This is a genomic window from Sphingosinicella flava, assembly GCF_016025255.1.
GTDB classification, from domain to species: domain Bacteria; phylum Pseudomonadota; class Alphaproteobacteria; order Sphingomonadales; family Sphingomonadaceae; genus Allosphingosinicella; species Allosphingosinicella flava.
Window position 1 is genome coordinate 788,455 of sequence record NZ_CP065592.1, and the last position, 21,470, is coordinate 809,924.

The 21,470-nt window shown below is 64.4% G+C and carries 20 protein-coding genes; 6 read left to right on the top strand and 14 right to left on the bottom strand.

The genetic code is table 11. The features are described 5' to 3' along the window. Window positions 1-85: 85 nt before the first annotated feature. Complete coding sequence (locus IC614_RS04090) at window positions 86-532, top strand: hypothetical protein (protein WP_200972556.1); 447 nt, start codon at window positions 86-88, stop codon at window positions 530-532. Between the two features lie 42 nt (window positions 533-574). Here the strand turns inward: IC614_RS04090 and addB are convergent, their stop codons facing one another. From addB to IC614_RS04115, 5 genes are read right to left on the bottom strand one after another with little or no spacing between them, the layout of a single operon-like run. Next, window positions 575-3,520, bottom strand: coding sequence for a double-strand break repair protein AddB (gene addB, locus IC614_RS04095; RefSeq protein WP_200972558.1), 2,946 nt, complete (start codon window positions 3,518-3,520; stop codon window positions 575-577). Further along, the gene (locus tag IC614_RS04100; RefSeq protein ID WP_200972560.1) at window positions 3,513-4,274 is read right to left on the bottom strand and encodes a nucleotidyltransferase family protein; all 762 of its coding nucleotides are present in this window, start codon (window positions 4,272-4,274) and stop codon (window positions 3,513-3,515) included. The genes addB and IC614_RS04100 overlap by 8 nt, the downstream gene beginning before the upstream one ends. Further along, complete coding sequence (locus IC614_RS04105) at window positions 4,271-5,260, bottom strand: aminoglycoside phosphotransferase family protein (RefSeq protein WP_200972562.1); 990 nt, start codon at window positions 5,258-5,260, stop codon at window positions 4,271-4,273. The genes IC614_RS04100 and IC614_RS04105 overlap by 4 nt, the downstream gene beginning before the upstream one ends. Then, window positions 5,257-5,703 carry a tRNA (adenosine(37)-N6)-threonylcarbamoyltransferase complex ATPase subunit type 1 TsaE gene (tsaE, locus tag IC614_RS04110; protein WP_200972572.1) on the bottom strand — a complete coding sequence of 149 codons (447 nt, stop codon included), beginning with the start codon at window positions 5,701-5,703 and terminating at the stop codon, window positions 5,257-5,259. The genes IC614_RS04105 and tsaE overlap by 4 nt, the downstream gene beginning before the upstream one ends. Further along, the gene (locus IC614_RS04115) at window positions 5,700-7,973 is read right to left on the bottom strand and encodes a PAS domain-containing sensor histidine kinase (RefSeq protein ID WP_200973089.1); all 2,274 of its coding nucleotides are present in this window, start codon (window positions 7,971-7,973) and stop codon (window positions 5,700-5,702) included. Before IC614_RS04115 ends, tsaE begins: the two co-directional genes overlap by 4 nt. 96 nt (window positions 7,974-8,069) lie before the next feature. Between IC614_RS04115 and IC614_RS04120 the strand changes: the two genes are divergently transcribed. After that, window positions 8,070-8,342, top strand: coding sequence for a hypothetical protein (locus tag IC614_RS04120; RefSeq protein ID WP_200972574.1), 273 nt, complete (start codon window positions 8,070-8,072; stop codon window positions 8,340-8,342). Between the two features lie 13 nt (window positions 8,343-8,355). Next, window positions 8,356-8,685 carry a 2OG-Fe(II) oxygenase gene (locus IC614_RS04125; protein WP_200972576.1) on the top strand — a complete coding sequence of 110 codons (330 nt, stop codon included), beginning with the start codon at window positions 8,356-8,358 and terminating at the stop codon, window positions 8,683-8,685. 142 nt (window positions 8,686-8,827) lie between these two features. Here the strand turns inward: IC614_RS04125 and ahcY are convergent, their stop codons facing one another. Together ahcY and IC614_RS04135 are read right to left on the bottom strand one after the other, a co-directional pair. Next, complete coding sequence (gene ahcY, locus IC614_RS04130; protein WP_200972578.1) at window positions 8,828-10,240, bottom strand: adenosylhomocysteinase; 1,413 nt, start codon at window positions 10,238-10,240, stop codon at window positions 8,828-8,830. 141 nt (window positions 10,241-10,381) lie between these two features. After that, window positions 10,382-10,942 (bottom strand): YqgE/AlgH family protein, encoded by a 561-nt coding sequence (locus tag IC614_RS04135; RefSeq protein WP_200972580.1) that lies wholly within the window; start codon window positions 10,940-10,942, stop codon window positions 10,382-10,384. A 113-nt stretch (window positions 10,943-11,055) separates the two neighbouring features. Between IC614_RS04135 and IC614_RS04140 the strand changes: the two genes are divergently transcribed. Then, window positions 11,056-11,538: a peroxiredoxin gene (locus IC614_RS04140; protein WP_200972582.1), complete on the top strand. Its 483-nt coding sequence runs from the start codon at window positions 11,056-11,058 to the stop codon at window positions 11,536-11,538. Between the two features lie 135 nt (window positions 11,539-11,673). Further along, on the top strand, window positions 11,674-12,813 hold the full coding sequence (locus tag IC614_RS04145) for an SDR family oxidoreductase (protein ID WP_200972584.1): 1,140 nt from the start codon (window positions 11,674-11,676) through the stop codon (window positions 12,811-12,813). Between the two features lie 2 nt (window positions 12,814-12,815). Here IC614_RS04145 and IC614_RS04150 read toward each other — a convergent pair whose 3' ends face one another. The 6 genes from IC614_RS04150 to IC614_RS04175 all read right to left on the bottom strand — a co-directional run bounded on the left by IC614_RS04150 (window position 12,816) and on the right by IC614_RS04175 (window position 19,886). Beyond that, window positions 12,816-13,337, bottom strand: a complete 522-nt coding sequence (locus IC614_RS04150) for a YbjN domain-containing protein (RefSeq protein ID WP_200972586.1) — start codon at window positions 13,335-13,337, stop codon at window positions 12,816-12,818. Window positions 13,338-13,437: 100 nt separating this feature from the next. After that, entirely contained in the window at window positions 13,438-15,267 is a 1,830-nt protein-coding gene (locus tag IC614_RS04155) for a M2 family metallopeptidase (protein ID WP_200972588.1), read from the bottom strand. Window positions 15,268-15,324: 57 nt separating this feature from the next. Further along, a complete protein-coding gene (locus IC614_RS04160; protein WP_226372722.1) occupies window positions 15,325-16,092 on the bottom strand; it encodes an alpha/beta fold hydrolase in 768 nt (255 codons plus the stop codon). Continuing rightward, a complete protein-coding gene (locus IC614_RS04165) occupies window positions 16,073-16,516 on the bottom strand; it encodes a GFA family protein (RefSeq protein ID WP_200973091.1) in 444 nt (147 codons plus the stop codon). Before IC614_RS04165 ends, IC614_RS04160 begins: the two co-directional genes overlap by 20 nt. After that, on the bottom strand, window positions 16,516-17,544 hold the full coding sequence (locus IC614_RS04170; RefSeq protein WP_200972592.1) for an aspartate-semialdehyde dehydrogenase: 1,029 nt from the start codon (window positions 17,542-17,544) through the stop codon (window positions 16,516-16,518). Before IC614_RS04170 ends, IC614_RS04165 begins: the two co-directional genes overlap by 1 nt. A gap of 137 nt (window positions 17,545-17,681) precedes the next feature. Beyond that, window positions 17,682-19,886, bottom strand: coding sequence for a S9 family peptidase (locus IC614_RS04175; RefSeq protein WP_200972593.1), 2,205 nt, complete (start codon window positions 19,884-19,886; stop codon window positions 17,682-17,684). A gap of 361 nt (window positions 19,887-20,247) precedes the next feature. On the opposite strand from IC614_RS04175, the gene IC614_RS04180 reads away from it, so the two are divergent. Further along, window positions 20,248-21,000 carry a DUF2189 domain-containing protein gene (locus IC614_RS04180; RefSeq protein WP_226372723.1) on the top strand — a complete coding sequence of 251 codons (753 nt, stop codon included), beginning with the start codon at window positions 20,248-20,250 and terminating at the stop codon, window positions 20,998-21,000. A gap of 82 nt (window positions 21,001-21,082) precedes the next feature. Here the strand turns inward: IC614_RS04180 and rplS are convergent, their stop codons facing one another. After that, a complete protein-coding gene (gene rplS, locus IC614_RS04185; RefSeq protein ID WP_200972596.1) occupies window positions 21,083-21,466 on the bottom strand; it encodes a 50S ribosomal protein L19 in 384 nt (127 codons plus the stop codon). Window positions 21,467-21,470: the final 4 nt, after the last annotated feature.

A 21,470-nucleotide genomic window follows, 5' to 3' on the forward strand; every position in this document is an offset into this window, starting at 1 on the left:
TTGCCGCAAAGGTTCGTTTTATCCCCAACAGAGCATGGGGGCGTGTACGGCGCCCATATGGGCTGCCGAAACGGGAGCCTTTGAGATGAAGACCAAGATGATGATGTTCGCCGCTGTTGCCATGTCGATGGGCAGCGCGGCCTCCGCACAAATGATGTGGAACAATGGCAGCTGGAGCCCGACGCCCGTCACGTCGGCCTATCCGGCTTGCTCGGGCGCCGAAAGCGACGACCGCTGCATTCAGCTTTACGAGCGCGGCGTCCGCACCAGCGCGAACCTCGCCATGAACCGGGACATGAACGGCACCGCCACCGCCGCCATGGACGACAGCATGACCATGCCCGCCGACGGCAGCGGCACCTATACGGGCCAGGGCGGCCCTTACGAACCCGTCGACGCATCCGGTTATGCGGCGATGAGCGGCATGGCGACGCCGACCAGCCGTAGCGGCTATCCCCCCTGCCCGCGCAGCGACGCGGCCGACAGCTGCATCCAGCTTTATGAGCGGGGCGTCACCGGCAACGGCAATTAAGCCGCGCCATCGCGGGAGCCCATCGCGGCTCCCGCACTTTCTTCAATCCTCGCGCCCATACCATTCGTCGAGGCGCATCAGCTGATCGTAATCGCCGTAAGGCGCATATTCGGGATGGAGCTTGGCGGTGAACGGTGCATCGCCCGTCAGCCATTGGGCGGCCGCATCGGCGAAATTGGCGGCGGCAAGAGCGGTGAAATCCGCCGGATCGATGGCGGTCTTCCCGCCGACGGGGCTGGCGATGAAGCCGAGCCTCCCCCCTTTCTTGGCGAGCGACCAATATTCGAAACCCTCCGGCTTCCCCTCGATCCCTTCGAAGCCGCCGCGTTCGGCGATCAAGCCGATAAGGCCGAGCTGCAACGCATAGCCCGCCGCGACCGCTTTCGAGGCGGGCGGCATGCCGGTTTTATAGTCGACGATGGTCAGACCGCCATCGGCCGCCCGGTCGATGCGGTCGGCGACCCCGAACAAATCGATGCCCGCGACCTGCGCCCTCCCCTTGCATTCCGCCGCCAGCACCTTTCGCCCCTCTGCGTTGAGCCGCGCCACCTCCTCCGCGATCCAGTCCACCGCCTCGAGAAGCCGGGGCTGCCAAAGCGCCTTCATCAGCGGGTGGGCGGCGCTGCCTGCGAGCAAAGCCTCTGCGCGCGGGCGCAATTTCGCGGGGTCGCAGCCGTCTTCCTTGGCCCAGGCTTCCAGAATGGCGTGGACAGCGCTGCCCCGCCAGGCCGGGCCAGGATCGGCATCGACCTCCTCCAGCATCGACAGGCCCAGCATCTTGCGCGCGTAAAAGGCGAAAGGGTCGGCCTTCAGGCGATCCACATCGGTCACGGATATGGAGCTGGGACGCTCGACGGCCGGAGGCTGCGGTGCGGGCCGCGAAGCGGGCGTGTAGCGATCCGGCCGGTCGAGCGCCTCGGCCCAGCGCCGGTGGGCCGGCAGACGGGTCATGCCGCCGGTCATCGCCTCCAGCCGCAGCCAGAAACGCGATGCGACGGCGGGCGCCCGCGCATCGCGCCGCGCCCGCGTCACGACGACCTGGCGCCCGCCCAGCCCGCTCGCGAAATCGTGAGCGGCAAGGCCGATCCGCCGATCGAGGCCCGGCAGGCCGAGGTCGGCGCGAATGCGCGGCGCGAGCCAGGGATCGGGCGCGGGCAGAGAAGGCCAGGTACCCTCGTTGAGGCCGGACAGGATCATCAGGTCCGCCTGCTGCAGCCGCGCCTCGATCAGGCCCCAGATGAAGATGCGCGGATGCTGCCCGTAAGGCGGACGGACGGCGACGCCGGAGAGGATCTGGGTCAGCAATGCGGGGAAGGTACGCATATCGCTGCCTCTCGGCCCGCCGAGCGCCGCGACCTCGATCTCCTCGAACAGATCGGCGGCGGCGCGCCCGGCGGGTCCGGCCCAGGCTTCCGCGCCCGCCAGCGCTTCGGCCGTTTCGCGCAGAAGCTGGAAGCGCTGGGCGAGGCTCGCCCCCGTATCGAAACCTTGCTCCAAAGGTGCGAGCAAGGGCGCGATCCCATGCCACCAATCGAGGGCCTTGCGCGCGACCGGAGCTTCCCGCCCAGCGACGGCGGCGAGATGCGCCGCGATGCCGGAAAGCCCAGCAGCCGGGCGCGGGCCGCGCAAGGCGAGATCGAGATAGCGGACGCCCTCCAGCCACGCCTGGCGCGCCTCGCCCCGGCGGACCAGCGGATGCTTGAGGAGCGCGAGCAAGGGCACGGGCGCGAACCGCTCCGCCGCCGCTTCCGCGATCGCGAGAAGGAGCGTTCCGGGGGGCGTCTGGCCAAGCGGGCGGCCGGCGCTGTCATCCGCCACGATGTTCCAGCGTTCGAGTAGGGCGGATACGCGGCGGGCGAGCATCCGGTCGGGCGTCACCAGCGCCGCCGTCCGGCCGGGCGTCTCCACCGCTTCGCGCAGGAGGATGGCGATGGCCTGGGCTTCCTGCGCGGGGTCGGCGACTTCCAGGGCCTTGACGCCGGACAGGCTGCGATCGCGCGCGCGCAGGCTTTGCCATTTGCCGGTGTAGCGGGCCGGCGCCATGGCGTTGGCGATGGCGCGGCTGCGGCTGGCAGGCGCGTCCCTGCCCCCGCCCCAGCGCCAGTCCACGACCTCGCCGCGCCCGACGCTCATGCGGTCGAGCAGCAGTTTCAGCGCATATTGGGGATGGGTTTCGATGGATCGCGCCCGCCTGCCGGTTTCGGGATCGGCTTCGTGCGGGCCAAGCGCTTGCCACTCCGCTTCCGGCATCGCGCGGTCGAGGCCGGGAAAGACGATCGTGCCGTTCGGCAATCGGGCGATGACACCGAGCAAGCGGGCAACGGCGGGCGCGGTGGTGGTGATGCCAGCCCCGACGACGAAACCCGGCGGCGGCTCCCTGCGCCACCGTTTCGCCATGGCGTCGAGCAGGCGGTTGCGCCGGTCGGCGAGATCAATGCGGCCTAGACGGCGCAGCGTGCGCGGCCAATCCTCGAGGATCAGGCGCAGGCGATCGAGCGAGGCCTGCCAATGGGCCGAAAGATCGGGCGCTTCTTCAACGATGCCAAACAGGCGCGCCGGATCGATTTCCTCCACCAGAAGCTGATCGAGCGCCCGGCCAAGATCGGCGGCAAGGCGCAGCGCCTCGGCGGCGTCCACCCCCGGCATATGGCTTTCGACGAGCCGGGCGAGGATCATCAGCCGCGTCATCGGCTCGACGGCGGGCGGTATGGGATCGCTCTCCAGCGGCTCCAGCGCCCCGCCGATCCGCTCGTCGAGATCGGGATCGCCCACCGGAACCAGGCGCGGCAGCAGCAATCCGCCCTCCGACCGGCGCACGAAGGCGTCGGATATGGCGCGCGCGGCACGATTGTTGGGGACGAGGACGATGCCGCCCGCAAGGCCGGTCTTGTCCTTCCCGTGCCGCGCGATCAGCCCGGCGGCCAGGGCGTCGGCAAAAGCCCGGTGCGGCGGGATCGTGTAGACGCTTGGGCCGCGTCCTTCATTCATTGCCGAGCAGCATTTCCGTCTTCTTGACCGCGGCCGGCGTGCCGACATCGTACCACAATCCCTGATGCACGGCGCCGAAGCAGCGGCCCTGCGCAATGGCGCGATCCCACAGCAAATTCGTCGAGAACGGGCCTTCGGGCGTGTCGGCGATCAGCCGCTTCGCGATCATCTGAATGCCGGTATAGACGAAGGGCGCCACCGTCCCGCGCCTGGGGCGCCGCACCCGCCCCATCGCATCCAAGTGGAAATCACCCTTTCCGCCATGGCAATTGGCGCGGGCGAACGGAACGAGCAGCAACAGCGCGTCCATGTCCGCATCGTTCCAGTGCGTCGCGAGCAGGCGAAGCGTATCGACGGGACCATCCACCCAGAGATTGTCGGAATTGACGACGAGAAACGGATCGGCATCGATCATGGGCAAGGCGCGGACCAGGCCGCCGCCGGTTTCGAGCAACAGGTCGCGCTCATCTGAAATCGCGATATCAATATCTTGCACTCGATTCTTCAGATGAGCTTCGAGCGCATTGGCGAGGTAATGGACATTGACGACGGCCCGTTCCACGCCCGCGGCGCGCAGCCGGTCGAAGCAATGATCGATGAGCGGCTTGCCCGCCACCTCGACCAGCGGCTTGGGCCGCGTGGCGGTGAGCGGCCGCATTCTTTTGCCAAGGCCCGCCGCCATCACCATTGCCGTGCGGGGCACGGTGCCGCCGGGATCGGGCCGCAGGGACAATGGCGCCTTGTAACGGCTCATGCGCGCGTCGCTTCCCAAGCCGCGGCACGCTTGTCCGACGGGACGTTCGCATCGAACCAGTCTTTGACGGGCGCGAGGGCCGGATGCGCGAGGTTGCGCTCCAGATAGCCCCAGACGCGCGGTTGAAAGTCGAGATAATGGCCTTTGCCGTCGCGCTTCCAGAGGCGCGTGAAGATGCCGAGGATCTTGGTGTTCCGCTGCGCGCCCAGCACTTCATAATGGGCGCGGAAGCGGTCAGGGTCGGCGATCTCCGCTTTCTCCACGAACCGCGCCAGCATCTCTTCTTCCAGCGCCGGGGCGATGTCCCGCCGCGCGTCCTGCAGCAGGGACACGAGGTCATAAGCCGAGTGACCCGCCAGCGCATCCTGGAAATCGAGCAGGCCGAGCTCGCGCCGCCCCTCCAGCACCATCAGGTTGTCGGCATGATAATCGCGCAGGACCATGACCGGATTGGCCGCCGCTTCAGCCGCGACCTCGGCCCAGGTTCGTTGCCAGGCGGCGCGATATCCGGCTTCGTCCACCTCCAGCGTCAGGGCCGGCGCATACCATTCGGGAAACAGCGCGGCTTCGCGCGCCATCGCCGCCTCGTCGTAAGGCGGGATATCGGCGGGCGCGGGCTGGCTGGCGAGGGCGGCGAGAATGTCCACCGCGCTCTCGTAAATCTCACGTTCGTGCCCAGGATGCCGCCACAGGAACGGGCCGACCCGCGCATCGCCGAAATCCTCGAGCAGCAGTAGGCCCCGTTCCCGGTCGACCGCCAGCGGCCGGGGCGGCAGGAAACCCCGGTCGAGCAGGTGCCCGGCCACCTTCAGGAACGGCCCGACATCCTCATGCTCGGGCGGCGCGTCCATCAGGACGGCGGTGTCATCGCCCCGGTGAACCCGAAAATAGCGGCGGAAGGAGGCATCCCCCGCAAGCGGGCGAATTTCGGCGCCGCCCCAGCCGTGAGCGGCGAGGAAATCGGGCGCGGCGGCGGGTGGAATCATGGGAGGGGCCATCTCCCTTCCCAAGCGGGCGGCACGGAGGCTGTCAAGGCGCGCGCATCCTCCCCATCGCGGTCGAGAAACAGTTGAAGGCTGTCGGGCCACAGCGCCGCGCCCAGCCGTTCCGGCCATTCGATCAGCAAAGCGGCGTCATGACGAGCATCGTCCAGCGCCAGTTCCTCAAGCTCGGCCGAATCCTCGATGCGATAAAGGTCGACGTGCCAGACCGGAAAGCGCAGATCCGGGACTTCATAGACCTGGACGATCGGGAATGTCGGGCTCGCGACATCGCCCGCAAAATCCAGGCCGCGCAGGACGCCGCGCGCGAAGGCGGTCTTGCCTGCCCCGAGATCGCCATGAAGCGCGACCACGTCGCCGGGGCGAAGCACAGCGGCCAGCCGCCCGCCCAGCGCCTCGGTCTCGCCCTCGCCCGCCAACCGGATCATGACGCGATTTCCGCTTCCGCCTGGCGGGGCAAGAGGATGGTGACGGTGGTTCCGGCGCCGAGTTCGGATTGAAGCTCGATCCGCCCACCATGCGCCTCGACGAATTGCTTGGCGAGCGGCAGGCCGAGGCCGAGCGCCGATTCCCCCTCGCCCATCGCCGCGGCGGTGCGATGGAAGCGGTCGAACACGCGCTCGCGGTCCGCGGCGGCGATCCCCCGCCCATTGTCGGTAACGGTGATCGACGCGCCCCGCGCATCGCCGACCGCGCGCAGCGACACCTTGCCGCCTAAATCGGTATAGCCCACCGCATTGGTGAGGATATTGTCGAGTGATTGGCGCAACCGGCGCTGATCCCCCGCGACGATGCCCACCGACGGATCGATCCCGATATCGAGCATGATCGCCTTGCGCTCAGCCGCCTCGCGCACGCCTTCCGCCGACGCGGCGCACATGGCCGCCAGATCGACATGATCCTCTGCGAGAAGCAGGCTGCCGCTGTCGCTCTGGGTCAGATCGAGGACATTGTCGATCAGGCTGGAGAGGCGGGACACGGAATCGAGGATCGCGCGGACATAATCGTTGGCCGCGCTCGGCAGCGCGCCCGCATAGCCGTTGGCCAGCATTTCGGTGAAGCCGGCGATCGAGGTGAGCGGTGTGCGCAGCTCATAGCTCATGTTGGACACAAAGGCGGTCTTCAGCTTGTCCGCCTCGACCAACGCCTCGTTCCGCTCGCGCAGGGCGGCTTCCATCATCCGGCTGTCGGTCACGTCGATCATCGTGAAAAGCGCATTGCCGTCGGGCAGCGGCACGGCGGCGAATTCGAAGTCCCGCCCGCCGGTCAGCTGCACCTGCCCCGTGCGCTGCTTTCGCTCCACCGTCGCGCTGCGCACCATTTCGCGGATCAACGCGCCCTGGCTGCGATTTTTCAGCTTCTTGGCGAGCCGGGTCGACAGCGCGTCGATGCGAGGATGGGCGGCAAGCTCCTCCTCCTCCAGTTGCCACACCTGCCGGAACCTGTTGTTCCAGAGCTGCAGACGCCCATCGGAAGCAAAGACCCCCACCGCCTCGAACAGGTTGTCGAACGTCGCGGTCCTGACGCGGAGCAGGGTGTCTCGCGCGCTCGCAAGTTGCAGCTGTTCCGTTCTGTCCTCGAAGATCAGCAAGAGGCCGCCATCGGGCAGCGGCTGCGCAACGACGCGCAAGTGGGTGCCGCCGGGCAGCAGCCAATCCTCTTCTTCCGCCGCCATGCCGGACGTGAACCAGGCGCGATGCTCCTCCTTCCATTGCGGATAGTCGCGCACCTCGGGAAGCTGCCTATTCTCGCGCATGCGGTCGAGCAGGCGATCGAATTCCGGGCGGTCGGCAAGCCAGTCGAGCGGCAAGGCGAAAAGCCGTGCGAAGGGACGGTTGTAGAAAGTCAGGCTGCGGTCGCGGCTGAACTGGACGACGCCCGCCGACAACCGGTCGAGCATGTCGCGCTGCGCCCGCATGAACCGCGCAAGGTCGGCGCGGGCCTGCTCCCGCTCCTCGACGTCGATCGCATAGCCAGCAACGCCCGTTTCGCCGAGCGGCAATTCGACGACCCGCATCATCCTGCGCTGACCGGCGACGGTCGCCGGGACCGTGCGCGCCACCGCTTCTCCTTTTTCCCGCACCGCCGCGGCTTGGCTGAGCGGGCTCTTTCCATCGCTCTCGTCGACCAGCTCGAGCCCGGACTGGACCGCCGTCAGCGCATCGGGCGCTTCCACCGCCGCCACATAAGCTCCGTTCACCATGGCAAGGCGCAGGTCGGGGCCGCGATACCACATCGGAAACGGTGCCGCCTCGATCAGCGCCGACAGGGCATCGAGCGTGCTGGACAGGCGCTGGTTCTGCCCATGCAACACCTCCATCTTCCGTTCGCTCTCGGTAATGTCGATGAACCAGAGGAGGAGCGTTCCCGGCGCATAAGGCGCGGGAGCGGGGCCGCCCTGCACAATGAAGACGCGCGACGTGCCCCGAGGGCGCAGCATATGCGTAAAGGTAGCGCCGGAGGCGCGGATCGCCGCGACCTTTTCCGCTAAGCTCTCGTCCAGCGCGCGAAGCTCTCCTTTGTCGGCCGCGCGCTTAAGTCCAAATCGTTCCCATAGACTCGGGTCCGCATCGAGGCTGCCTTTTGGGGAAATAATAAGCGGCAATCCCGGCCCGCTCGCCAGCAAGGCCTGGGCGGAAGAAGCCTGCCTTTGCTGCTCGTTAACCGCTCCAAGCCGTCCTGCCGCCCGCCACGTCAACCAGGCGAAAGCGGCCAGCCACAGCCCACCAGCAACACCCAGCAACGCCAATGTGGAACTTGAAATACTGATCGTACCTACCCCGACATCGAGGTGTTGCAGCCTGCCGCCACCATAGAAGCAATTCCCAGCGCGGCAACAGCCGAGGCGAATTTTCCGGTTTTACCAGCTGTTCAAAAGCAAGTGCGTGTGTTTTCGAAAATGGAGCTTACAGCCGAGGGCGATCCGCTTCGCCCCATCCCGGCCGACCGGGTCAGCGACCGGCCTGAGATCAGGTTGTTCCGAAACTTCCTCTCGCAAGCCGAATGCGAGTATCTGATCGATGCCGCCATGCCCCTTGTTCCAGCCGTCCGTCATCATCCATCCTGAAACGGGTCAAAGAATGCAGCACCCGGTTCGAACCTCAGATGCCGCCGCCTTTCCGATCGCCCAGGAAAATCCCGCCCTACATGCCCTCAATCGCAGGATAGCGGCCGCGAGCGAAACTCTGGCGGAACAAATTCTTCGCTACCAATCGGGCCAGCAATACAGGCCGCACAGCGATGCCATGGCGGGCGAGAAGAACCAGCGCATCCTGACCTTTCTCATTTACCTCAACGATGATTTCGAGGGAGGAGAAACCCATTTCCTCGCGCCCGACCTCAAGGTGCGCAGGGCGCGCCGGCGATGCCATCCTCTTCCGAAACACAAATCAGGACGGCACGCCGGATGATTCAGCCCGGCATGCCGGGCTTCCTGTCACCAAAGGCACGAAACTCATCGCTTCGCGCTGGATTCGTCAGCGCCCCATCGATCTTACCGGCAACGCTTAATCCAAGAAAAAGGGGCACCCTCGGCGCCCCTTCTTTCTTCCATCAATAGCGATAATGATCCGGCTTGAACGGCCCTTCCACCGGCACGCCGATATAATCGGCCTGCTTCTGAGTCAGGGTGGACAGCTTCACGCCGAGCTTCTCAAGATGCAATGCCGCGACCTTTTCGTCGAGGTGCTTGGGAAGAACATAGACTTCGTTCTTATAGCTCTCGCTCTTGGTCCACAGCTCGATCTGCGCCAGCACCTGGTTGGTGAAGGACGAGCTCATCACGAAGCTCGGGTGGCCTGTGGCGCAACCCAGGTTCACGAGGCGGCCCTTGGCAAGGACGATGATCTTCTTGCCGTCCGGAAATTCGACCTCATCGACCTGCGGCTTGATCTCGGTCCACTTCATGTTGCCGAGCGCGCCGATCTGGATCTCGCTGTCGAAGTGGCCGATGTTACAGACGATCGCCATATTCTTCATCGCGCGCATGTGATCGAGCGTGATGACGTCGGCATTGCCGGTCGCGGTGACGAAGATGTCGGCGCGGGTCGCGGCTTCCTCCATCGTCACGACTTCATAGCCTTCCATCGCCGCCTGCAGCGCGCAGATCGGGTCGACTTCGGTCACCAAGACGCGCGCGCCGCCGTTGCGGAGCGAAGCGGCCGAGCCCTTGCCCACATCGCCGAAGCCGGCGACGACCGCGACCTTGCCGGCCAGCATCACGTCGGTGGCGCGGCGGATGGCGTCGACCAGCGATTCCTTGCAGCCGTAGAGATTGTCGAATTTCGACTTGGTGACGCTGTCGTTGACGTTAATCGCCGGGAATGGGAGCTTGCCCTTCTTGGCGAGCTCATAGAGGCGGTGAACGCCGGTGGTGGTTTCTTCCGATACGCCCTTGATCGTCTCGACCGTCTTGGTGAGGTAGCCCGGACGCTCGGCGAGGAACTTCCTGAGCGTCGCCACGAAGATTTCCTCTTCCTCGTTGGTCGGCGCGAACAAGTCCTCCCCCGCCTCAACGCGCGCGCCCCACAGAGCGAACATGGTGGCATCGCCGCCATCGTCGAGGATCATGTTGCAGGTTGTGTCCTGCCCCCAATCGAAAATCTTGACGACATAATCCCAATATTCCTCCAGCGTCTCGCCCTTGACGGCGAAGACCGGGATGCCCCGCGCGGCGATGGCGGCGGCGGCGTGATCCTGGGTCGAGAAGATGTTGCACGAGGCCCAGCGGATATCGGCGCCGAGTTCGATCAGGGTTTCGATCAGCACGGCGGTCTGAATCGTCATGTGAAGCGATCCGGTGATGCGAGCGCCCTTCAGCGGCTTCGACGCGCCATATTCGGCACGAAGCGCCATCAGGCCCGGCATTTCGGTCTCGGCGATCTCGATCTCCTTGCGGCCGAAACCGGCGAGGCCGATGTCCGTGATCACATAATCGTTGAAGCTGGTCTGGGCCTGCGTCGCCACACTGCGTCTCCTGAAAATGAAAGAAGGCCGCTTAATGGGCGGCCGACATTGCGCGCTCCCTAGCCGCGCAGCGCCTGGAAGGCAAATATAAAGATATCTTTATATGTGACTTCGCCTGCGCCACGTAATGAATGGCGAAGATTAGGCCGTGCCGGATTCGCTGGTGAGGAGACGGGGATCGATGCCCGCACCCTGGAAGGCCCGGTCCCAGCGCTGACTGACATCGCAATCGAACATGAGCTCCGCCGTTCCCTCGACCGTGAACCAGCCGTGCCGCGTCATTTCCTCGTCCAGCTGCCCGGCCGCCCAGCCCGCATAGCCGAGTGCCGCGACCCAGCGGCTCGGGCCGCGCCCCGCTGCGAGCGCTTTCAGAATGTCGAGCGTCGCGGAAAGGCACCATTGGCCGGCGACATCGACGCTCCCCTCCCCGCCCCAATCGCGCGAGTGGAGGATGAAGCCCCGTTGGGGCTCGACGGGCCCGCCCTGATGGATGACGGTGTTGGGCGCAACGCCCGGGTCGATGTCCAGCTGCTTCAACAGATCGTGGAAATGCAAGCGCGGCACGACGCGGCCAAGACCGATACCGAGCGCGCCGTCCTCGTCATGCGCGCAGACCGCCACCACCGCCCTTTCAAAACGCGGATCGCCTATGCCGGGCATGGCCAGCAGGAACTGACCGGCGAGGAATTTGGGGCTGTCCATGGCTAGGAACATAGGCTTTGGGCCGCCGTTCTCAACCGTATCGCCCCTGTTCGTCGGGCAGGCGCCCTGTTAGGGAGCCGGAACGGTTTCAACCTACGAAGAGGAGAGTCACAATGACCATTCAAGTCGGCGATCGCGTGCCTTCGACCATGCTTACCAAGGTGACGGCGGAAGGACCCGAGCAGGTGAGCAGCGAGGATTATTTCAAGGGGCGCCGCGTCGCGCTCTTCTCGGTGCCCGGCGCTTTTACCCCGACCTGCTCGGCCCGCCATTTGCCGGGCTTTGTCGAGAAGGCCGGTGATATCAAGGGCAAGGGCGTCGACGAAATCGCCTGCACGGCCGTCAACGACGCCTTCGTGATGGGCGCTTGGGGCAAGGGCGCCGAAGTGGACGGCAAGGTCACGATGCTCGCCGACGGCAATGGCGATTTCGCCAAAGCCGTGGGCCTCACCATGGACGGCTCCAAATTCGGCATGGGCACGCGCGGACAGCGTTATTCCATGGTCGTCAATGACGGCGTCGTCGAGCAGCTCAATGTCGAAGAACCCGGGGCTTTCAACGTGAGCAGCGCCGATTACATGATCGAACGCCTTTAACTGGCCTTGGCCCCTCTCCTCCCGGGAGAGGGGCATCTCTCAAACCGTCTTCCCAAACCTTCAGCCTGCCTCCTGCGCCGCAACCCGCGCCTGTTCGCCGCATTGCCCTCTGCAATGCATGCGAGGAGACGCGCGATGGCCTGGCGGCTGAAACCAATCGAAGAGCAGACGATCGTCGTGACGGGCGCTTCCAGCGGCATCGGCCTGGCGACGGCCCACCTGGCTGCGGCACGCGGCGCCAATGTCGTCCTCGTCGCGCGCAATCAGGACGCGCTTAGGGAAGCCGCGAAGGAGATTAACGGCAAGGACGGCGGAAGAGCCATCTTCATCGCCGCCGACATGGCGGACGAAGGCGCGCCACACCGCATCGCCAGCGTCGCCGATCAGGCTTTCGGCGGCTTCGACACCTGGGTGAACAATGCCGCCGTCGCCATTCTCGGCCGCTTAGACAGCACGACGATGAGCGAGCATCGGCAGATCTTCGACATCGGCTATTTCGGCCTTGCCGGAGCCTCTCTCTTCGCCGCCGCATACCTGAAGCGGCGCGGCGGCGGGGCGATCGTCAATATCGGCTCCATCCTCTCGGATCGCGCTGCTCCGCTTCAGGGCGCCTATTCGGCGATGAAGCACGCGGTTCAAGGCTTTACCGAGAGCCTGCGCATGGAATTGGAGATGGAGAAGGCGCCGGTATCGGTGACGCTCATCAAGCCGGCCGGCATCCACACCCCCTATCCCGAACATGCGCGCGACAAATTGGCGAAACATGCCGCCATTCCGCCGACCGCCTACGATCCCCGTCTCGTCGCGGAAGCGATCTGCTTTGCCGCCGCGAACCGCAAGCGCACGATGACCGTCGGCGGCCAAGGCCTCGTCCTGACGAAGCTCGCGGGACTGTTTCCACGCACGACGGACAGGATCATGGAAGCCTTTTTCGAAAAGGCGCAAAGCACCAGCCAACCGCCGCCGCCCGGAGTAAAGGACAATCTTTTCCAAGCCCGGAGGGATGGGCGGATCGAATCGAGCCAAGATCAATATGTCCGCCGCCACAGCATCACGCTGAAGGCGCAGATGCACCCGGTCGCGACGGCGGCCGTGCTGGCCGGCATCGCGATCGCGGCCGCAGGTTTCCTCTCTGGCCGCAAGGCCGCGGCACGGCGCCGAGACTTTTCTTCAGAGAGGCTGCGGCATCAGAAAGGTACCCAACCCGCTCCTGTGAGGTTTGGAGAAACCGGAGGCGGCCATCATATACCGACCGCCGAGGATATTCGGATCTGACGCTATTTCTCCAGAGGGAGCAAAACGCTGGTGGCGAATTTGTCGACCTGACTGGCGAAGACGAGAAGATTGACCGCCAAGTCGCCCCGGATAAACCCGTAATCGGCGGTCAGATAACGCTGCATCGACGGATTGCCGGACGGCGACAGATAGACTTTGGCGAAAGCATATCGGTGGTTGAACCCCTCGATCGCGGCCGATACCTGCTGGGGCGGCGCCTTTGAAATTTTGGTCCAGGATGACTGGATGCTCATCGCCTTGCAATTCGCGCCCGCGCAGGAACTCAGCAGCAAGGTCGCCTTGCGTCCATTCTGGAACTGCACGTTGATGCGCGGTGCGGCGGCCGTGCCGACCGACTGATGGCGGGCGCCGATCGCGCGCAAGATCTCGCCGACATTGGCCACAGTGAATGCGGGCAGAACCTGCCGGTTCTCCGGCGCTTTCGGATTCCAGACCGGGACGGCGGCCGATGCGGCGGACGGCAAGGCCAGTGCAACGTATAGGATCAAGGGCGCCGTTTTCATCGACGGCTTTCTCCAAAGGGCAAAGTGAAACGGGGACGGAGCATCCCTGCCCCGCCCCCGCTGAATTAACCATTTACGGGAGGATTGCCAGTGCCGGATTTCACCAGCCGCATTGCTTCCCCTTATTCTGCTGCTTCAGCCAGCCCTGCAGCGGACGGAAATATTCGAGCATCGCCTTGCCCGACATCTGCTTCGTTCCGGTGAAGGTCTGCAAGGCTTCCGGCCACGGGCGCGAGGCGCCCATTTCGAGCATCGCGTTCAGCTTCTGGCCGACTTCCTTGTTGCCGTAGAAGGAACAACGATGAAGCGGCCCCTTCCAGCCCGCCTGGTCGCACGCCGCCTTGTAGAATTGGAACTGGAGGATGCGGGCGAGGAAGTAGCGGGCATAAGGCGTGTTGCCCGGAATATGATATTTGGCGCCCGGGTCGAACTGCGCTTCGGTCCGCTCGACCGGGGGCACGATGCCCTGATATTGGAGGCGCAGGTCGTTCCAGGACTTGTTGTAATTGGCGGGCGAGGTCGCGCCGCTGAACACGCCCCAGCGCCATTTGTCGACCATCAGGCCGAAGGGCAGGAAGGCGACCTTGTCCATCGCCTGATTGAGCAGCAGGCCGATATCCTTGTCCGCCGACGGCACTTGCGACTTGTTGAGAAGGCCGATCTGGGTCAGATATTCCGGCGTGACGCTCAATGCGATCGTGTCGCCGATCGCCTCGTGAAAACCGTCATTGGCGCTGTTCAGATAAAGATAGGGCTGCTTGTTGTAGGCGCGCTGGTAATAATTGTGGCCAAGCTCGTGGTGGACGGTCACGAAATCGGTCGCATTGACCTTCGTGCACATCTTGATGCGCAGATCATCGACATTGTCGACGTCCCAGGCCGAAGCGTGGCACACCACTTCGCGGTCGCGCGGCGCGGTGATCATCGAACGCTGCCAGAAGGTTTCGGGGAGCGGCGCGAAGCCTAGCGAGCTGAAAAAGCCTTCGCCCGTCTTCACGATCTTCGTCGCGTCGTAATTGTTCGACACGAGCAATTCGGTCAAATCGTATCCGATGTCGCCCGCGCCCTTGGGCGCGACGATATCATAGATATTGCCCCATTCCTGCGCCCACATATTGCCCAAGAGGTCGGCGCGGATCGGGCCGGTCTTGGCCTGGACCGCATCGCCATATTTCTCGTTCAATTTGGTGCGCGTGTAGCAATGAAGGTCGTCGTAGAGCGGCTTCACCTCGCCCCACAATTTGTCCATCATCGCCGCGAAGGCGTCCGGGTCCATGTCATAGCCCGAGCGCCACATCGCCCCGGTGTCGGCGAAGCCCAGTTCCTTCGCGCCCTGGTTCGCGATTTCGACCAGGCGCTGGTAATCGGCGCGCATTGGCGTTCCGACATTGGTGTGCCAGCTCGTCCACATTTCCTTCAGATCCTCGGGATCGCGGACGGTACCCATCAGCTCCTCGAGGTCGTTGCCGGTCTTGACCTCTCCGTTCAGCGTGCCGCGGCCCTTGCCGTAGGTCGAATTGAGGCGGGTCGCGATTTCATTCAATTCCGCGGCGGCACCGGGAGTTGTCGGCGCCGGGAGGACGAGGCCGCCGCGCAGGAAGTCGAGCTTCCGCTTGGTGTCGTAGCTCAGGCCCTGCACGTCATTGAACTTCGCGGCCTCGTTGGCGAATTTCACCGACATTTCGGTGCCGATCGTGCCGAAATAGGCGGCGAGCGCATCGGTATCGTCGGTGATATAGGTATTGTTCACCCATTGGGCGCGGTTGCTGATGACCGAAAAGCCGCTCAGCTCCTTTTCGGCCCGCGCGACGAAAGCGTCCGCATCGGCCACGGTCGGCGCGGCGGACTGTGCAGCGGCCTGCTGCGCGGCGGCCGGGGCGCCGAAGGCGAGGAAGGTGGCAAGGGCAAGAGTCGAGACAGCGGCTTTCATGAAAGCATCCTCTTTGTTCGTGGTTGCGCTTACTCTGGACGCGGTGCGCGGCTCCGGTCAAGCGGCGAGAAAACCGGCAATGGCCTGGCCCAGCTCGGCTTTTACGACCGCGCTCATGTGATTGCCGGGCACCGTCACGAACCGCGCGTCAGGCAACGCCTCCGCCAACGCAGCGCCCGATCCGTTGTCGTCGTCATCCTCGCCATTCACGACGAGGACCGGCACATCGATCCCGGCAAGCTCCGCACGGGTGGTGTCGGCGAAGCTATCGAGGATCAGCAACAGCGCCTGGGGGTCGCCGCCGGTCGTCTTGAGAAAGGCTTCGGTCATCCATTCCGACGATCCCCGGTCGAACGAACCGAGGTTGGTCAGCACGTTGCGGAAATAACTGCCGCGCCCCTGCGTATCGAGGATGCCGTCCAGCCCCATGCCGGACAGCACGACACGGCGGGGCTTCGCGCCTTGGGCCAGCATCCGCACGCACGTCCGCGCGCCCAGCGAATAGCCGGCAAGATCATAATCGGTGAGGCCAAGATGGGCGATGAGATCGAAGCCGTCGCGGGCCAGCACGTCGGGCGTGTAAAAAGCGGGATCGTGCGGCTTGCCGCTGTCGCCATGGCCGCGCAGGTCCGGCATGATGACGCGGAAACCCGCCGCCGCGATCTTCTCCGCGTGGCCGTAACGAATCCAGTTCGTCCAGGCGTTGGAGAAATAGCCATGGATGAGGACGAGCGGGCGCCCTTCCCCCATTTCCCTATAGGCGAGCCGCACGCCGTCGTGGGCGGTGAAGTGATGAACCTTCAGATCAGTCGGGGAGCTTGCCAACGGTCTTCATCCAGCGGTCGACAAGGCCCTGATGCTCTTCGGTCCGGATTTCCTTCAGGCCTTGGGTATTGAGCCACGCCCGATGAATGCTCTCCGCGCCGAAATGATGGACGGGGCGAAAGCGGGAGGGATCGTCGAAGGAGGCCACCGTCAAATCCATATTCGCGCTGTCCGGAAATTCGAAGGTCAGCGACGTCCCGCAGGTCGAACAAAAGCCGCGCCGGGCGATTGGGGAGGATTGGTAATAGTCGGGCTCCCCCTCCCACCGCACATCAGCCTTCTTCACATTCTTCATCGCGAGCGATACGTTGCCCGACGCGCGCTGGCACATGCGGCAATGGCAGAGATAGGCTTCATCATTCGCGATATCGGCCGAGTAGCGGATCTTCCCGCACGTGCAGCCACCGGTCATCTCCGTCACGATCAGCCCGCCTTCTGGAGATGCTTCCGCCCCAGCAGTTCGGCGATTTGCACCGCGTTCAGTGCCGCGCCCTTGCGGAGGTTGTCGGACACGCACCAGAGCGACAAGCCGTTGTCGACGGTCGAATCCTCGCGCACGCGGCTGACATAGGTCGCATATTCGCCGACCGCTTCCACCGGCGTCACGTAGCCACCATCCTCACGCTTATCGACGAGCATCACGCCCGGCGCCTCGCGCAGGATCTTCTGCGCGTCGGCGGCGCTCAACTCATCCTCGAACTCGATATTGATCGCTTCGGAATGGCCGACGAAGACGGGCACGCGGACGCACGTCGCCGTCACCTTGATCTTGGGATCGAGGATCTTCTTCGTTTCGACCACCATCTTCCATTCTTCCTTGGTCGACCCGTCGTCAAGGAAGCTGTCGATATGCGGAATGACGTTGAAAGCGATCTGTTTGGTGAATTTCTTCGGCTCGGCCGTGTCGCCGACGAAGATGTTGCGGCTCTGCTCGAACAACTCGTCCATGCCGTCCTTGCCCGCGCCAGACACGGACTGATAGGTCGCGACCACCACGCGCTTGATCGTCGCGGCGTCGTGGAGAGGTTTCAATGCCACGACCATCTGCGCGGTCGAACAATTCGGGTTCGCGATGATGTTCTTCTTGCGGTAATCCGCGATCGCTTCCGGGTTCACTTCCGGCACGATCAACGGCACGTCGGGGTCCATGCGGTAGAGCGAGCTGTTGTCGATGACGACGCACCCCGCCGCCGCGGCCTTCGGCGCATAGATTTTCGAGGCTTCGGATCCTGCCGCGAACAGGGCGATGTCCCAGCCTGCAAAATCGAAATGCTCCAGATTCTTGACCCGCAGCGTCTCTCCGCTGTCGCCGAAATCGATCTCGTCGCCCGTCGAGCGCGCCGAGGCCACCGCCGCGACTTCGTCCAGCGGGAATTGCCGTTCGGCGAGGATGTTCAGCATCTCCCGGCCGACATTTCCCGTCGCGCCGACAACAACGACCCGGTATCCCATGGTCTCACTCCAATTAGAGGTTTGACGCCATCTAGGATGCGGACGGCCCGAGGGGAAGGGCTGATCGTGTTCCGGCGCAGGCCGGAACCCAGCGGCACCGGCGGAAAGACTGGGCTCCGGCCTTCGCCGGAGCACAATCAGGGTTTTGCCTTCACCTCGCGGTTCAAAAACCGCTCGATCGTCTTCCACATATGGACTTGCGGCCCTTCGCCCGACACGCGGTGGGTGGCGCCGGGATAGACCATCAGTTCGAATGGCACCTTCTTGCCCTGCATCTCGCCCATCAGCGCCGTCATGTTGTCGAACACCACATTGTCGTCCGCCATGCCGTGGATGAGGAGGATCGGATCGGCGATTTTCGAGGCGTTGGGAATATTGCTGGACTTCTCATAAGCCGCCGCGTCCGCGCCCAGGGGATTGCCCATGTAGCGTTCGGTATAATGGGTGTCGTACAGCTCCCAACGCGTCACCGGCGCCCCGGCCACGCCCGCCGCATAGACGCCGGGCAGGCCTTCGAGCAGCTTCAAGGTCATGTAACCGCCATAGGACCAGCCATAGACGGCGATCCGATCCGGATCGACGAAGGGCTGGTCTTTCAGGAAATCCACGCCCGCGAGCTGGTCCTTGACCTCGACGCTGCCCATGGCGCGATAGATATGATCCTCGAACGCCTTGCCGCGCGCGGGGGTACCGCGCCCGTCGACGGAGAAGACGATCCAGCCCTTATCCACCAGATATTGCTGCAACGCGCCCGCCCAAGCGCGCGTCACCTGCCGCCCGGCGCCAGGCCCGCCATAGACCTGGACGAAGACCGGATAGCGCTTCCCTGCCTCCATCTTGGGCGTCAGCATCTTGTAGTGAAGGTCGCTGCCATCCTCCGCCTTGATCGTTCCGAATTGCGGAACGGCATGGCTGGCGAGATAGGGCGCATAAGGGTGATTGGCGTCCAGCGCATTCTGCTCGATCCAAGCGACGCGCTTGCCATTTGTATCGGTCAGATACACTTGGCTCGGTTGCGACGGACCGGAGCGGGTCACGATTGCCCGGCGCGCCGCCTTGTCCATGGCGGCGGCGTTCCAATAACCGCTTTCGGTGAGCCGCTTTGGCTCCGTCTTCCGGTCCAGCCGCGCGACATAAAGATGTTGTTCGAGCGGCGTATCCTTGTTGGCGGTGAAGTAGACGAGGCCCTTGCCCTCATCCACGCCCTCAACGGCATTCACCATCCAGTTGCCGGAGGTAAGCTGCGTCCACCTTCCGTTCTTCCAGCGATAGAGGTGGCTGTAGCCGGACCGTTCCGACGACCACAGCAAACTGCCGTCCTTCAAGGCGCGGAGATTGTCGTGCAGGTTGATCCAGGTCTTCGCCGTTTCGGTGAACAGGATGCGGGAGGCGCCCGTCTCCGGATCGACGGCGAGGAGATCCAGCGTCATCTGGTCCCGGCTTTCGCGCTGAACGAGCAAAGTCTTGCCGTCCGGCGTCCAATCGACGCGGGCGAGGTAGATATCCGGATTGGCGCCAAGATCGACCTTCACCCGCGACGAACCGTCGGGCCGCATCACATAGAGATCGACAATGGCATTGGGCGTGCCCGCCGCCGGATAACGCTGCTCATAGACCCGCGTGCCGCCGGCGCCGATGGCGGCGCGGGTCACGACCTTGACTGGGCTTTCGTCGACACGCGCGACGGCGAGGTAGCGATCGTCCGGCGACCACCAATGGCCGGTCGTCCGGTCCATTTCCTCCTGCGCGACGAATTCGGCCGATCCCCAGGAGAGGGTGCCGCCACCGTCCGTGGTGAGCTGGGTCGCCTTTCCGGCAAGATCGGAGACGAAGAGATTCTGGTCGCGCACGAAGGAAACGTAGCGCCCGGTTTCGGAAACCTGCGCATCCACCTCCGTCTCCGGCGTTTCGGTGATGCGGCGCACGTCGCCGCCCAGGACCGCAACGAACAGGTCGCCGTCCAGCGGCACCAGGATCGCCTTGCCGTCCGGCGCCCAGTCATAAGCGACGATGCCCTTGGTGCCGCTCACCCGGGCACGTTCGCGCCGCATTTTTTCCTCTTCGGACAATTCCGCGCCAGACCCGACCTTCAGGGAATCGACCAGCATCCGCGCCGCGCCGGTATCGGCGTCGATGGCCCAAAGATCGTAGCGATCCTTGTCCTCCGCGCGATTGCGCAGCAGGGTCACAAGCCGCCCGCCCGGCGACAGCCGGGCGAGCCGCGGGCTCGGGCCGTTGAGGTCGGGGCTTTGGAATATCCGGTCGAGCGTCAACTCTTCGGCATGAACGGGAAAGGCGGCAGAGGCCATTGCGGCGGCCAGAACCAGGGGGGAGAAACGCATGCCGCTTCGTAGCGCACGCGGCTTCCTTGTAAAGATAGCGGAAAAAGGAAGAGCCCCGCCCGCGCAAAGGGAAACGCGGACGGGGCCCTGGCTCGTGGCTGCCCCTGCTCTCGAGTCCCCTCCTATGTAGATGCCCTAAGGAATTCCCGCCATTCGCCGAAAGGAAAAAAATACCATAACTTTCGATAGATAGTTCGCTTCGTCGCTCGCGCGCGGCGATCGCTTGTGGTAAAAGCGAGTCTCGGGAAGGCGGCCTCCGGCTCGCTGCATAGGCCGGATGACGCCCTCTCTGCGATTGAGGAGAGCCGATATGGTCCTTGCCCATTCCGTGCGATCCAGTTCCGTTCCACGCGCTCTGCCCGTGCGCAGGATCACGAATGACGATTTACGCCTATCGTTACGGCAGGGGCTGGACGATTTTCTCGCCAAGCGCGGCGATATCCTGATCGCAGGCCTGCTCTATCCGCTTATCGGCTTCTTCGCGGCCGTCCTCATGCTTGGCGGCCCCTTTCTGCCCCTCTTCTTTCCCGTCGCGGCGGGGCTCAGCCTGATGGGGCCGGTCGCCGCCGTCGGCTATTACGAATTGGCCCGCCGCCGCGAGATGGGGCTGGAATCGGATTGGCGGCATTTCTTCGATGTCGAGCGAAGCGGCGCAGGAGGCGAAATTCTCTCCATCGCCCTTCTTCTCCTGCTCATTTTCGCACTCTGGGTTCTGACGGCGGCCTTGCTCTACATCCTCCTTTGGGGCTGGCATGTTCCGGACTCTCCCGGCGCTTTCGTTGAACGGCTGTTCACCACGAACGAAGGCTGGGCTCTCATCCTGTTCGGGAATCTCGCGGGCGCACTTTTCGCGGTTGCCGTACTGGCGATCAGTGTGGTTTCCCTGCCCATGCTGGTCGATCGCGGCGGATCGGCGGGGGCCGCCGTCCGAACCTCCATTGCCGCCTTTCGTGAAAACCGTCCCGTCATGTTGCGCTGGGGCGCCATCATCGGCTTGCTGTTGGTTCTGGGATCCATTCCTTTCTTCATCGGCCTGGCCTTTGTGCTGCCTTGGCTCGGCTACGCCACCTGGCATCTCTACACTCGAACCGTAGAGAGGGACGCGCCGCGTTAGGCAGCTGGTGGACCCGCACGAAAAAGGGCGCGGAAGCCGATGCTTCCGCGCCCTTTTGCTTATTTCAGGCTGGAACGCCGGATCAGCTCTGATTGGCGTCTCCGCGCGTGTCGCGACGCTCCGCGATACGGGCCGACTTGCCGGTGCGGCCGCGCAGATAATAGAGTTTCGCGCGACGGACGGCGCCGCGGCGGACGACCTCGATCGAATCGATGTTCGGGCTGTAGAGCGGGAACACGCGCTCGACGCCTTCGCCGAAGCTGATCTTGCGGACGGTGAAGGAGGAGCCGAGGCCCCGGTTGGCGCGGGCGATGCACACCCCTTCGTAATTCTGCACGCGGGTGCGGTCGCCTTCGACCACCTTCACGCCGACTTTCAGCGTATCGCCCGGGCGAAATTCGGGAATCGTCTTGCTGCTGTTGAACTGCTCGATGGCCTCGGCCTCGAGGGTCTGGATCAGGTTCATCTGT